This is a genomic window from Bradyrhizobium sp. SK17 (genome assembly GCF_002831585.1).
Lineage (GTDB): Bacteria > Pseudomonadota > Alphaproteobacteria > Rhizobiales > Xanthobacteraceae > Bradyrhizobium.
Genome location: NZ_CP025114.1, coordinates 38,384 through 52,629, shown reverse-complemented (window position 1 = coordinate 52,629; position 14,246 = coordinate 38,384). Strand labels below are relative to the sequence as shown.

At 66.7% G+C, this 14,246-nt stretch carries 11 protein-coding genes; all 11 read left to right on the top strand.

The features are described from left to right. Positions 1 to 75 precede the first annotated feature (75 nt). Complete coding sequence (locus CWS35_RS37415; RefSeq protein WP_100957070.1) at positions 76 to 423, top strand: PadR family transcriptional regulator; 348 nt, start codon at positions 76 to 78, stop codon at positions 421 to 423. A gap of 46 nt (positions 424 to 469) precedes the next feature. Continuing rightward, positions 470 to 1,672: a chromate efflux transporter gene (gene chrA, locus CWS35_RS37410; RefSeq protein ID WP_100957068.1), complete on the top strand. Its 1,203-nt coding sequence runs from the start codon at positions 470 to 472 to the stop codon at positions 1,670 to 1,672. Between the two features lie 427 nt (positions 1,673 to 2,099). Beyond that, positions 2,100 to 3,026, top strand: coding sequence for a DUF3991 and toprim domain-containing protein (locus tag CWS35_RS37405; RefSeq protein ID WP_100957253.1), 927 nt, complete (start codon positions 2,100 to 2,102; stop codon positions 3,024 to 3,026). Positions 3,027 to 3,157: 131 nt separating this feature from the next. After that, positions 3,158 to 3,550, top strand: a complete 393-nt coding sequence (locus tag CWS35_RS37400; protein ID WP_100957066.1) for a hypothetical protein — start codon at positions 3,158 to 3,160, stop codon at positions 3,548 to 3,550. Between the two features lie 123 nt (positions 3,551 to 3,673). Continuing rightward, complete coding sequence (locus tag CWS35_RS37395) at positions 3,674 to 4,384, top strand: hypothetical protein (protein ID WP_245439175.1); 711 nt, start codon at positions 3,674 to 3,676, stop codon at positions 4,382 to 4,384. Positions 4,385 to 4,559: 175 nt separating this feature from the next. Next, positions 4,560 to 5,165 (top strand): DUF1419 domain-containing protein, encoded by a 606-nt coding sequence (locus CWS35_RS37390; protein WP_100957062.1) that lies wholly within the window; start codon positions 4,560 to 4,562, stop codon positions 5,163 to 5,165. Between the two features lie 167 nt (positions 5,166 to 5,332). Next, complete coding sequence (locus CWS35_RS37385; protein ID WP_100957060.1) at positions 5,333 to 10,435, top strand: N-6 DNA methylase; 5,103 nt, start codon at positions 5,333 to 5,335, stop codon at positions 10,433 to 10,435. A gap of 244 nt (positions 10,436 to 10,679) precedes the next feature. After that, positions 10,680 to 12,374, top strand: coding sequence for a ParB/RepB/Spo0J family partition protein (locus CWS35_RS37375; RefSeq protein ID WP_100957058.1), 1,695 nt, complete (start codon positions 10,680 to 10,682; stop codon positions 12,372 to 12,374). 89 nt (positions 12,375 to 12,463) lie between these two features. Further along, positions 12,464 to 12,931 (top strand): hypothetical protein, encoded by a 468-nt coding sequence (locus CWS35_RS37370; RefSeq protein ID WP_100957056.1) that lies wholly within the window; start codon positions 12,464 to 12,466, stop codon positions 12,929 to 12,931. Continuing rightward, complete coding sequence (locus tag CWS35_RS37365; RefSeq protein ID WP_100957054.1) at positions 12,928 to 13,821, top strand: hypothetical protein; 894 nt, start codon at positions 12,928 to 12,930, stop codon at positions 13,819 to 13,821. The genes CWS35_RS37370 and CWS35_RS37365 overlap by 4 nt, the downstream gene beginning before the upstream one ends. Further along, the gene (locus CWS35_RS37360; protein WP_100957052.1) at positions 13,818 to 14,231 is read left to right on the top strand and encodes a hypothetical protein; all 414 of its coding nucleotides are present in this window, start codon (positions 13,818 to 13,820) and stop codon (positions 14,229 to 14,231) included. Before CWS35_RS37365 ends, CWS35_RS37360 begins: the two co-directional genes overlap by 4 nt. Positions 14,232 to 14,246: the final 15 nt, after the last annotated feature.

Here is a 14,246-nt window from a genome sequence, read left to right as displayed (position 1 = left end):
TTATGAACTTCGTTATCGGATTTCGATAGAGAAATTGCAAGCAAACTGGGGCAAGGATGAGGCGCCACGACCAGCATGGAACACCGCGAGCTTCTGAGCGGGTTTGTCCGTCTCCACATTCTGCATCACGCCGCGGAGGGCGAGTTGTATGGCCAGTGGATGATCGAGGAGCTGGCCCGGCATGGCTACAAGCTAAGCCCCGGCACGCTCTATCCGTTGCTGCACGGCTTGGAGAAGAAAGGCTATCTCGTCTCGCGAGAGGAGCGCGATGGACGGACAGCGCGCAAATTCTATCGTGCCACCCCTCTCGGCATCGAGGCGCTGGCAATTGCGAGAGCCAAGGCCAGGGAACTGTTCGGCGAAATCATGCACGACCCACACGGATCCAAGAAAACCGCCTCCAGGAGAAAGTCCGGTGAATAATACAGTGTCTCACGCGCAGACTGGCGGCGGCGAAAGCAGTCGTGCGTTGGAGCCTGGCTCGACGCAAGGTTCGCCCAGCGAGGTATTCTGGGCATTTCTCAAGCTCGGCCTGACCTCTTTTGGCGGTCCGATCGCCCATCTCGGTTATTTCCGCGATGAACTGGTGGTGCGACGCAAATGGCTCGACGAGACGGCCTATGTCGATCTGGTCGCGCTCTGCCAGTTTCTACCGGGGCCAGCCTCCAGCCAGGTCGGGTTCTCGCTCGGCATTCTGCGCGGCAACGGCCTCCTCGGCGGATTAGCCGCATGGTTCGCGTTCACCATGCCCTCAGCCCTGATCCTGTTTGCCTTCGCGTTGGGCGCAGCCGCATTTACGGGACCGCTGGCCGACGGTTTCCTTCATGGCCTCAAGCTCGTCGCCGTCGCGGTCGTCGCGCAAGCCATATGGGGCATGGCGCGAGCCCTTACTCCAGATCGCGCCCGTGCCGGCATCGCGCTCGGCGCGATTGCGATCGTCGTGGTTTTCGCCGGATCATTCGGGCAGATCGCGGCGATCGCAATCGGCGCATGCTCGGGCCTTTGGCTCTGCCAGGGAGAACCCGCCCCTGTCTCCGGGCGTCTGAGCTTCCCGGTCACCCGGCGCAGCGGTGTCGTTGCCCTCGCTCTCTTCGCTGCGCTTCTCTTGATACCGCCGCTCGCCGTCCCCGCGACCGGTTCTCATGGGCTGGCGCTGTTCGACGCCTTTTATCGATCGGGCGCATTCGTCTTTGGTGGCGGCCACGTGGTGTTACCGCTTTTGCAGGCGGAGACGGTTGCGCCCGGCTGGGTGAGCAACGAGACCTTTTTGGCCGGTTATGGCCTAGCTCAGGCGGTGCCCGGACCGCTTTTTACTTTCGCTGCGTATCTCGGAGCCGTGATGGGACCAGCGCCGAATGGCTTTGCTGGTGCCTCGATTGCGCTCGTCGCACTGCTGCTGCCGGGCATGCTGCTGGTCTATGGCATGCTACCCTTTTGGGACGCGTTCCGAACGCGCCCGACGGCCCAGGCCGCCATGCGCGGCGCGAACGCGGCCGTCGTCGGCATTCTTGGTGCGGCGCTCTACAGCCCGGTCTGGACGAGCGCAGTCCTGACGCCGCGAGATTTCGCACTCGCGCTCGCAGGCTTCCTGCTACTCACGGTCTGGAAGGCGCCGCCTTGGATCGTGGTCGTATTGTTGGCCGCAGCGGGAACCGTCTTGCACCTGATCTGAAGACAATAGTCCGAACATGGTGTTCCCTGGTCGTTACGTCCCCGTGGCCCAGTTCAGGATCCTTCCCCGATTGCTGTGGTTATGCGTAGGTCGACCCGCGCCAGAATACGCCTACGTCGGTACTACGGATCGGAACTGTCCATAATCTCCCACTGATCATAATCGGAGTTATGCCCACCTGCGCATAATCACGATTATGATCCGTGGTCCCCGGCTCATTGAGCCGGGTGACCGCTGCCGCTGGCGCCGTGCCGGTCGCAAGGGAAGCTTCGCCGCGGCCGGAGTCCGACATGTTGGACGGCTTGTCAGCGCGCCCTTGCATCCGGCACGCTTCGCGGCGGGCGGGTGGCGTGCCGTCGCGATAGGGCGAAGGGACGTCAACTGAAGAAAGGACCGGGTGGCGCAGGACGCGCGCCTGGTGACGGTCATGGAGAAAAGTGAAATCGAAGAACTACGAGCCAGGGTCGGATGCGCCGCCCTGCTCCAACAGGATGGCTGGAAGGTCGATCTGAAGGAAAGCACGCGCCGGGCGGTCAAGTACCGCCGCGACGCAAAGATCATCATCGTCATTCACAACGATCGCGGCTGGTTCGATCCCTTGTCGACCGCGAAAGGCGATGTGTTCGATCTGGCCGAGCATCTCGGGGCGCAAGGCTTCGCCCAGGCCTGCGCCCATGTCGCTTCGCTCGTCGGCTTCGTTCCGAGCCCGCTGGCGTGGCAGCGCGGGGCCCGCCCCACGACGCTGCACCCGATCGGCGATCGCTGGATACGTCGCGGCGTTCCGCGCCCGGACTCGCCGGCGTGGCGCTACCTGACGGTGGACCGCGGCATTCCCGACACGGTCGTCGCGGTGGCGGTCGACCAAGGCCTCCTCCGCGAGGGCCCGCAGGGAAGCATGTGGGCGGCGCACCGCCGTGCCGACGGGGCTTTGGTCGGCTGGGAAGAGCGCGGATCGCAATGGCGCGGCTTCGCCACCGGCGGAGCGAAAGGGCTGTTCCGCTTCGGTCCCGCGGCCGCGTCCCGGGTCTGCGTGACGGAGGCGGCGATCGACGCCATGAGCCTCGTCGCGATCCAGGTTCTGCGACCGGACACGCTGTTTGTCAGCACCGGCGGCGGCTGGTCCCCGGCGAGCGAGGCTGCGATCCGCGATCTTGCCATGCGCGCAGACAGCCGGCTTGTCGCCGCGACCGACAACAATCGGCAGGGCGATGTGTATGCCGACCGCCTGCGCGCGATCGCCGCGGAGACCGGCGCGTCCTATGCGCGGTCGCGACCGCACGCCGGCGACTGGAACGAGGACTTGAAGATCCTCGTCGGCCGATTGGCGGAGGAATCCGTAGAAGCAGCCGGATGAACCCCGCTGCCGCATGCCCGGCCGGCGCGTCAAGGGAAGCTGCGCCCGCGTGCCGCGGCCCTTGACCCGCCGGACCTTCGATGCGGCCGGCCCGAGGGTGTCTGCAACACCCGAAGGGAAGGACGACCCTCATGCCCATCTTCACGATCGAGACCACCTATCGCCTGCCGGTTTATCGCCAGCGCAGCTACGAGGCGGCGAGCCTCGCTGAGGCCTGCCGCCTCGCCATCGAGGACGACGACTGGGACAACGAGAAGCGCGATTATGAAACTGCCGGCGAAACCTATGTGACCGGCGCCTGGGAAGGCCGTGACACCGCCTATAGCGGTCCATCCGTGCCGGTGCCGTCGCACTATCGCGAAACGCTGCAGCGCAAGGCCGATCATTTCGAGGTGCTGCTCGGCCTGGTGAAGGTGCTGTGCGGCGACGACCAGGCGCTCGATCGCGCCTACTGGCGCGAACGCGCCATGCCGGCCATCGCCAAGGCCGAGGCCATCCTCGCCGGCGCGCGCGATCCCGACTGATCCGCCGGCGCATATCCTTCCAACATCCCGCCCGGCTCTGCCGGGCTTCTGCATTTTCAGGAGCCGGACATGACCAGCTATTACGTTCCGACCGTCGTGCAGACGACGATTCCCGACGCCGACATGACGCCGCTCGAGCGGCTTGTCCTGTCCCATATCTTCAGTCCCGAACCCGACGGCGACGGGCTTTATTTCTTCGCCGAGGAAAGTCCGGCGGAGTGCCTCGAGCTCGATGTCGCGGAGCTGCGCAACGCGCATCGCGCCTCGGCCGACGTCGAGAGTGTCCTCATCGCCATCGTTGCCGATCGGCTGGCCGAGGTAGAAGCCGGCGAGACTCATGTCGAACTCGATCTGACCGTCATCTCCTGGGCGACGATCTTTCAGGACATCGTGCGCCGCTCCCCGACGCTCGATGAGATCGCCGTCTTCTCCGCCTTCACCTGCTCGCGCATGCGTTCGGACGGCTTCGGTGGCATGGCGACGCTGATCACGGCGAACGCGATTCTGTCGGGTTCGACCGATGAGATGCTCGCGGGATTCCGCGAAGCGGCAGCGGCCGCGCCCAGCGTTCACGTCCTGCTCCGCTTCGACGAAGCCGAAGTACGAACGACGGTCGGCGAGGTCATCGCCCATGACGGTGCCGCGACCGAACTCGCGTCCGATGCCGTCAGCGACGACGATATCCACGCCGCCTGCCTTGCCGTCGTGGCATCGACGGATCTCGCGGAGGAGCGCGGCTCGGCCGTGTTCAAGGCGGCGCTTGCTGCGATCGCGAATGCCGAGCGGCGCCTCGCTGAAGAGCGGGAGAGGAATGGAAGAGAGCAAAAGAATTGAAGGCGCGATGCCGCATGCCCGGCCGTCGCGTCAAGGGTGCGCTTCGCCCGCGTGCCGCGGCCCTTGACCCGCCGGACCGGAGAGGCGGCCCGCCGGAGGGGTGATGAAGGGCTGAAGTGATGAGGGATCAGGCGGATCGCTCGCGCCTCAGTTCGCCAGGCCGAAAGGAGCCGCCATGCACACCCTCCCGACAATCCGCAAGATCTTCCAGGGCGTCGCCGCGCGCCATGAGATGTATCGCATGTTCAACCGCCATCGCGGCGATCCGGCCTGGACTGCCGGCGACGCCGCGCATCTCTTCGCCGGCGAGTGGTTCGAGATCGCGGAGGCCGAGCATGACTACATGTTCGAGATCCTGCCGCCACTGTTCCTGCGCGGCGATCTATTCGCGCTGCGTGAGTTCATGACCGGCAGCGTCACCAGCATCTTCTTCGCGCTCGCTATCGACGGCAGGCGGCGCTGGTTTCACGGCTATTGCGACCTGTCGGACCGGGATTCGCCGGAGCGGATGAAGGCGGCAATCATCGAGCGCGAGTCGCGGCCGGTTCGCGGCATGACGCGCGATGAGCGGCTCGAGCACATCTGGTCGAGCACGCATGACGACTATCGCGGCTATGCCGGCGAGCGCTGGCTCGCGTCCATGCGTGGCCGCCGCACCGTGCTCGTCTATGCCGGGCGGTTCGGCACCGTCCTGAAATTGCTCGACGAGCTCACCGACGCGGAGATCGCGGCCAAGCTGCCAGTCCAGCTCCGCCATTTGCCGGAGACGATCGCGGCCTAGCCCGTCCTCTCCCTCTGCGACCAGCGAACAGCCCGGCCACGCGCCGGGCTTCGCATTTCCGAACCCGGCCGTCGCGCCGGACCTCCCGTCACTCCGCAACGCCGTCCCGACCGTCGCAGCCCGCGCCGGCGGACAGCTGCGCGCGCCCAGCAGAAGGACATTTCCCAATGGCGCATGACGATCCCTTCACCCTCGATCTCTTCGGCAACACCGCCCTTTCGTCGAGTCTCGGCCTCGGCGTTACCGCCTTCGCCGCCGATCCGGGCGGCGATGACGACCATGATGACGATCCGCCGCCTTCGCCGTCGACTCCTGCCACGCCATTGGTCACATCGGCGCGGCCTGCCGGGGCAGGCTCCCGCAAGCACGGCGACAATTTCTATCTTTCCGGCGAGCGCGGCCTCGCAAAGGGCTGGAAGCAGCGGGCCCGCGACAGCATCGCGGCGGTCCGGCTCGCCGCGCGGATCGAGGCGGAGCAACGACCCGCTACGGTCGAGGAGCAGCGGCAACTGATCCGCTTCACCGGTTTCGGCGCCTCGGAGCTCGCCAACGGCGTCTTCCGCCGGCCGGGCGAAACCGAATTCGCGCAGGGCTGGGACGAAATCGGCGCCGATCTGCAGGATGCGGTCGACGACGCGGATTACGCCTCGCTCGCGCGCTGCACGCAGTATGCCCATTTCACGCCGGAGTTCGTTGTCCAGGCGATCTGGGCTGCAGTGCTGCGTCTTGGCTGGCGCGGCGGCCGCGTGCTCGAGCCCGGCGCCGGCACGGGCCTGTTTCCGGCGCTGATGCCCGACGCTCTGCGCGAGGTCTCCCACGTCACCGGCGTCGAGCTCGATCCCGTCACCGCCCGCATCGCGCGGCTGTTGCAGCCGCGGGCGCGCATCGTCGGCGGCGATTTCGCACGCACCGAGCTGCCGCCACGCTTTGACCTGGCGATCGGCAATCCGCCCTTCTCCGATCGCACCGTGCGCTCGGACCGCACGCTGCGTTCGCTCGGCCTGCGCCTCCACGACTACTTCATCGTCAAGGCGATCAAGCTGCTGAAGCCGGGGGCGCTGGCCGCCTTCGTCACCTCGCACGGCACGATGGACAAGGCGGATGGGGCGGCGCGCGAGCTGATCGGGCAGCACGCCGATCTCGTCGGCGCGATCCGTCTTCCCGAAGGCAGCTTTCGCGCCGATGCCGGCACCGATGTCGTGGTCGACATCCTGTTCTTCCGCCGGCGCAAGCACGGCGAGCCGGAAGGCGATCTGTCCTGGCTCGATCTCGAGGAGGTTCGCCCGGCGACCGAGGACGAGGGCGCCATTCGCGTCAATCGCTGGTTCGCGCAGCATCCCCGGCTTGTGCTCGGGACGCACGCGCTCACCTCCGGTCCGTTCGGCGAGACCTATACCTGCCATCCCAACGCCGGCGAGGACCTCGCGACCGCGCTGGCCGCCGCCGCCACCCTCCTTCCGGACGCCATCTATGACGGCGAGCCCGAGCCAATCGACGCTGAGGCCGAGGACGAGCCCGCGCCGGCGAAGTTGGAGAACGCCGCGAGCCTCACAGCACGCGAGGGCAGCTATCTCCTCGATAACCGCCATGGCCTGATGCAGATTCTCGACGGCGAGCCGCTCACTGTTGTGGTGCGCAAGGGCCGAAGCGCCGACGGCATTCCGGAAAGGCATGTCCGGATCATCCAGAAGCTGATCCCGATCCGCGACGCGGTCCGCGACGTTCTGAAGTGCCAGGAGCTCGACCGACCGTGGAAGGACGCGCAGGTCCGGCTGCGCATTGCCTGGTCGAATTTCGTCCGCGCCTTTGGACCCATCAACAGCACCGTCGTCTCGACGACCGAAGACCCAGAGACCGGCGAAGTGCGAGAGACGCATCGCCGGCCGAACCTCCAGCCGTTCCTCGACGATCCAGACTGCTGGCTGGTCGCGTCGATCGAGGACTATGACCTCGAATCCGACACGGCGAAGCCGGGTCCGATCTTCACCGAGCGGGTGATCGCGCCCCCTGCCCCGCCCGTCATCACCAGCGCCGCCGATGCGTTGGCTGTCGCGCTCAACGAGCGCGGCCATGTCGATCCCGACCACATCGCCGAGCTCCTGCATCGCGACGCGGACGATGTCATCGCCGAACTCGGCAGCGCCATCTTCCGCGATCCCGCGGACGGCTCCTGGCAGACCGCCGACGCCTATCTCTCAGGCGCCGTCCGATCGAAGGTTGCGGCGGCGGAGGCCGCGGCTGCGCTCCACCCCGAATATGAGCGAAATGTGGCGGCCCTGCGGGAGGTGCAACCCGCCGACCTCCGGCCCTCAGACATCACCGCGCGGCTCGGCGCACCGTGGATTCCCGCTGCCGACATCGTCGCTTTCGTCCACGAGACGATGGGCGCGGAGATCAAGATCCATCACATGCCGGAGCTGGCGTCATGGACGGTCGAGGCCCGGCAGCTCGCCTGGATGGCCGCCGGCACGTCGGAATGGGGCACCGAGCGGCGGCACGCCGGCCAGCTGCTCTCCGATGCGCTCAATTCCTCAGTGCCGCAGATCTTCGACACCATCAAGGACGGCCAAGCTGAGCGTCGTGTCCTCAACGTCGTCGACACCGAGGCAGCGAAGGAGAAGCTGCACAAGATCAAGACCGCCTTCCAGAACTGGATCTGGTCCGATCCGGACCGGACCGACCGCCTAGCGCGGGTCTATAACGACCGCTTCAACAACATCGTGCCGCGCGCCTTCGACGGCTCGCACCTGAAACTGCCCGGCGCCTCGGGCGCATTCGTTCTCTACGGACACCAGAAGCGCGGCATCTGGCGCATCATCGCGTCGGGCGCCACCTATCTCGCCCATGCCGTCGGCGCCGGCAAGACCATGACGATGGCGGCCGCCATCATGGAGCAGCGCCGGCTCGGCCTGATCGCCAAGGCGATGCTGGTCGTTCCCGGCCATTGCCTGGCGCAGGCGGCGCGGGAGTTTCTGGCGCTCTATCCAGGCGCCCGCATCCTCGTCGCCGACGAGACCAACTTCACTTTAGCCAAGCGGCATCGCTTCCTGTCGCGCGCCGCGACCGCGACGTGGGATGCGATCATCATCACGCATTCAGCTTTTCGCTTCATTGGCGTGCCGTCCGCATTCGAGCGGCAGATGATCCAGGACGAGCTGGAGCTCTACGAGCAACTCCTCACCAAGGTCGAAAGCGACGATCGCGTCTCGCGCAAGCGGCTCGAGCGGCTGAAGGAGGGATTGAAGGAACGGCTCGAAGCGCTCGCCACCCGCAAGGACGATCTGCTGACCATCTCGGAAATCGGCGTCGACCAGATCATCGTCGACGAGGCGCAGGAGTTCCGCAAGCTGTCCTTCGCCACCAACATGTCGACTCTGAAGGGCGTCGATCCCAACGGTTCGCAGCGCGCCTGGGATCTTTATGTGAAGGCCCGCTTCATCGAGACGAAGAACCCGGGCCGCGCGCTCGTCCTCGCCTCCGGGACGCCGATCACCAACACGCTCGGCGAGATGTTCTCGGTCCAGCGCTACCTTGGATTCGCGGCGCTTCGGGATCGCGGCCTGCACGAGTTCGATGCCTGGGCCTCGACCTTCGGCGACGTCTCGACCGAGCTCGAGCTCCAACCCAACGGCAAGTACAAGCCGGTCACGCGGTTCGCGACCTTCGTCAACGTCCCCGAATTGATCGCCATGTTCCGCTCCTTCGCCGATGTGGTGATGCCCGAGGACCTGCGCGCGTATGTCAAAATCCCGGCGATCTCGACCGGCAAGCGGCAGATTCTCACGGCGAAGCCGACATCGGCGTTCAAGCGTTACCAGCTCCTGCTCGACGCGCGCATCAAGGCGATCGAAATGCGCGATCGGCCGCCGGAGCCGGGCGACGACATCCTGCTCTCCGTCATCACTGACGGACGGCACGCGGCGATCGACCTGCGTCTGGTCGATCCGGACAACGACAACGAGCCGGACAACAAGCTGAACCTGCTCGTCGCCAACGCCTTGCGCATCTGGAAGGAGACGGCGGAGAACAGTTACGTGCGCGTCGATGGCAAGCCCTACGAGCTGCCCGGCGCCGCGCAGATGATTTTCTCCGATCTCGGCACGATCAACGTCGAGAAGACGCGCGGCTTCTCGGCGTATCGCTGGATCAGAGACGAGCTCGTCCGCCTGGGCGTGCCGACGTCCGAGATTGCCTTCATGCAGGATTTCAAGAAGTCCGAGGCCAAGCAGCGCCTGTTCGGCGACGTGCGCGCCGGTAAGGTCCGCTTCCTGATCGGCTCCTCCGACACGATGGGGACGGGCGTCAACGCACAGCTTCGGTTGAAGGCGCTCCACCACCTCGACGTGCCGTGGCTGCCGTCGCAGATCGCGCAGCGCGAGGGACGGATCGAGCGTCAGGGCAACCAGCACGACGTCATCGACATCTTCGCCTATGCCACCGAGGGCTCGCTCGACGCGAGCATGTGGCAGAACAACGAGCGCAAGGCCCGCTTCATCGCCGCGGCGCTCTCGGGCGACACGTCGATCCGCCGGCTCGAAGACCTCGGCGAGGGCCAGGCCAACCAGTTCGCCATGGCCAAGGCGATCGCCAGCGGCGACCAGCGGCTGATGCAGAAGGCCGGGCTTGAGGCCGACATCGCCCGACTCGAGCGTCTGCGCGCGGCGCATATCGACGATCAGCACGCCGTCCGCCGGCAGATCCGCGACGCCGAGCGCGACATCGAATTCTCGACGCGGCGGATCGCGGAGGTCGGCGAGGATATCGAACGCCGCCTTCCCACGACGGGCGAGGCATTTGCTGCGAGCGTCGCCGGTACGCGCCATGTCGAGCGCAAGGACGCCGGCCGCGCGCTGATGAAGGAAATCCTGACCCTCGTGCAGCTTCAGCAGGAGGGCGAGAGCACCATTGCCGCGATCGGCGGTTTCGACCTCGAATATTCCGGCGAACGCTTCGGCCGCGACGGCTATCGCTACAGCACCATGCTGATCCGCACCGGCGCGGAATACGAGATCGAGCTGCCCGTGACGGTGACGCCGCTCGGCGCGATCTCCCGTCTCGAACATGCGCTCGACGATTTCGAAGGCGAGCGGGAGCGCTATCGCCAACGTCTCGCCGACGCGCATCGCAGGCTTGCCTCCTACCGGTCGCGGGAGGACGGCGATTTCGCTTTCGCCGGCGAGCTCGCAGAGAAGCGCCGCCAGTTGGCGGAGGTGGAGAAAGCCCTTGCGAGCGATGTGGAGGGAAGCGGCGCGAGCGCCATTGCGGCGTAATGAGAAGGAAGGGAGTCCGCTCGCAGATCGGCCAGGCCCGCAGCGCTGACGCTCAACCGCCGCCTGCGCGATCCCGGCCCGTCGTCCTTCGCAGGGCTGTGAGCCCTGCTGGTCCGGCCGGACAGGGATGCTCGGCCGCAGTTGTGCCGGCCCGACCGCTCCGCGGGCCGGGGGGTGTCTTCGGAAAGAAGACGAAGAAGGACGCGCGAGGCGTGGTCCGCAAACCCCGAACAGGAGAAATCCCATGCATCTCATCAAGGTCGATCCGCGTGCGCTGAAGGAAAATCCCGACCGCATGCGCCAGACGAAGTCGACGCCGCAGGCCGACGCCCTGCTGCTGGCGACGATCAAGGCTGTGGGCATCGTCCAGCCACCCGTCATCACGCCCGAGACCGGCGGCGGCAACGGCTATGTCATCAATGCCGGTCACCGCCGCGTGAAGCAGGCGATCGCCGCCGGCCTCGAGGAGATCGACGTGCTTGTCGACGAGGCCGCCAACGACAACGGCGCCATGCGCTCGATGATCGAGAACATCGCCCGCGAAGCGCTCAATCCCGTCGACCAATGGCGTGCGATCGAACGCCTCGTCGCGCTCGGCTGGACCGAGGAAGCGATCGGCGTTGCACTGGCCCTCCCGGTCCGGCAGATCAGGAAGCTCCGCCTGCTCGCCAACGTGCTGCCTGTCATGCTCGATCACATGGCCAAGGGCGACGTGCCCGACGAGCGGCAGCTGCGCACCATCGCGTCCGCCTCGCTCGATGAGCAGAAGGAGGTGTGGAAGAAGCACAAGCCCTCCAAGGCCGACCCTCAGGTGTCATGGTTTAGCGTGGCGCAGGCTCTGACCAAGGCCCGCATGCACGCACGCCACGCCAGCTTCGGTGACGATCTCGCCCAGGCCTATGGCATCCAGTGGGTCGAGGACCTGTTCGCGCCGGCCGACGAGGACAGCCGCTACACCACGGATGTGGAAGCGTTCCTCGGCGCGCAGCAGGAGTGGATGACGAACAACCTGCCGAAGAAGGGCATCGTCGCCGAGACGACGAACTGGGGCGAGGTCAAGCTGCCGCCGAAGGCGGAGCGCGTCTACGGCAAGCCATCGAAGAGCGATTGCACGGCGATGTATCTCGACCGCGACGGCCGGGTGCAGAGCGTGCATTACCGCATGCCCGCGGCGAAGAAGCCGAAGGACAAGGACGCGGTGACCGGCGATGACTCTGCGGATGCGTCTGCCGTCTCGAAGCCGCGTCCCGACGTGACGCGCAAGGGCGTCGAGATGATCGGCGACTTCCGCACCGACGCCCTGCACGAGGCGTTGGCCCGCGCGCCGATCGAGGACGACACTCTGATGGCGCTGTTGATCCTCGCCTTCGCCGGCCAGAACGTCTCGGTCGATTCCGGCAGTGGCGGGACGTATTACGGCAACCGGCGCTTCGCCCGCCATGCCGCGGCGCTATTCGATGAGGACGGCAAGCTCGTCCTTGACATCGACACGCTCCGCGTCGCGGCGCGCTCAACCCTCACGGACGTCCTGTCGTGCCGGGAGAACCGCACCGACAGCGGCATCGTCGCCCGCGTCGCCGGTGACGTGGTCGGCGCGGACAACTTCTTGCCGAACATGGGCGCCGACGACTTCCTCTCGTGCCTGTCGCGCGCCGCGCTCGAAGGCGCGTGCAAGGACACGCCGGTTCTCCCGCGCCAGAAGGTGAAGGACACCCGCGCCGCCCTGGTCGAGCACTTCAAGGAGGGCCGCTTCGTTCCTGCGGCCGCGCTGTTCGCTCCCGACAAGGCCGCCGTGTCGTCGTGGCTGGCGAAGAATGCCGTCGCAGCAGACGACGAGGCCGCCGACGAGGCCGACGACCAGGTCGAGGATCCGGAAGTCACCGACGACGATGGCGACGACGCCTCGGACGCCGAGGCCTTCCCGGAGGCGGCGGAATAGTCCGCCCGGCGACGACAATCTGAATGACACCCCGCCGCCGGCTCTACCGGCGGCGGTTTCGTTTCCACTCCCACGAACAGGAGGACGTCATGTCCGCACAGTCGATCTACGACCTCGCTCCGCTCGGCGCGATCATCCGATTTTCCGACGACACGCCGCGGCCGCCAGAGCGGCATCGCAAGAAGCTCGCGGCTTGGGAACACCGTAACAGCAGCGGCCGCCTGATCCGCAAGCAGTCTGAACGCCGTATCGGCAACACTGTCATCAGCCCGAGCATTACGCTGCATGCCGGCGACTATGGCGGCGGCGGTGTCGTGGTGCTTCGTGTCCACCGCACCTTCTCGGTCGACAGCGACCTGACCTTCGTCGTGACCGAACGACCGAAGGTCGGTTCGGTCCAGGTGCTCGACCGCCCAGGCGAGGACGCCGAGCTGGTCTATCTCGCCAGCCATCGCGCCGACGCGGAAGAATGGCTGACGCGGCACGGCTATCCGACCGCGATCCTGCGCGAGATCTCGGCGGACGGAGCTGCCGTCCAAGGGAGGACGGCCGCATGAGCACGCCCGCCTCCTCCACCACGATGATCGCGGAATCCGCGATCGCATTTCCGCAGATCGAGTTCGGCCGCGCGGCTGACGGCATTCTCGTCGCCCGTGTCGCCGACACCGCCTTCGCCATGCTGCCGGCGCGCGACGGCCGGCACTATCTCGCCACCGGCTGGCGCATCGGGCGCCCGATGGCCGAGTGGAAGCGATCCGACTTCTACGGCCATACCGGCGAGCTCGCCGACGAGGCGGCCTTCCGCGCCAAAATCGCGGAAAACGCGGAGCATCAGCGCGAGAAGCGCGCGCTGGGCCGCCGCGAGATCAGTTCCACGGCGAGTACGCCGTGGGGCCGCTCCCAGGGCGCGACCGTCTATGCCGAGGGCGTTGTCTGCCATTCGACCGCAGGTCATGGCGGCTTCCACCTCTCGGCCGAGCGCAATCGAAAGGTCCACGCCATGCTGCAGTCCCGCGGCGGCTGGTACGAAGAAGATGCAGGCTGGGCGATCGTCGCGCTGACCTTCCCGCATCTCTTCACCAGCTACGAGCGGCGTTGCGCCGAACGCACGATCAAGGATAGCTGGCCGGACGCCTGGGAGGCGATCTTTGGGACGATCCTTCAGCCCGGCGAGTCCCGCGAAAAGGATCGGCGCGCCTTCGAGCAAGAGCGCGCCGATGACTGGATCGTCGTGTCGGCGATCACGTCGGACCAGCACCCCGGCTTCGTCGAAGTCGTCGCCACGCCGGGCGGCCGACGTGGCGCCGGCACCGAGGAGCGACGGTTTCTCGTCCCGTTCGACGAGTACCGGATCGGTCGTTTCGGTTTCGTCGTCGATGAGACCCGCCACGCGGTCTATTCCGGGCCGTCGAGCTTCATCGCCTGGCAGGGGAGGATGTCGCCATGACGGCCTCTCCCCAGCGCCTTGCTCAGCTTTCAGGCATGGAGGAAGCGCGCCGCCAGACGCAGCGCCAGCTCGACATGATCGACCGGCAGATCATCCGTCGCATGACGGCGCTGATTCCGAAGCTCGGTCGCAAACGGTCCGGATACTATCGCGGCAAGCCGCCCGACCCGAGCGCATTTCTCGAACGCTACCGTTCGAATCTTGCGGCGATCACGGCAGAGCGCCAGCCGGAGATCGACGCCCTCGCGCGCAAGCTCGCCCGGCAGGATGCCGCGATCGAGGCGCTACGGGCTCGATGCGCGCCGGCGCCTGGAGCCGCTGGTAACGACCCGGTGCGCGCCCATCGCACGGACGAATGTCGCAGCCCGGCCGCGTGTCGCCCGGGGAAGCGGCATGGCGCGGCGGCATAGCGGGACCGCGCCTGA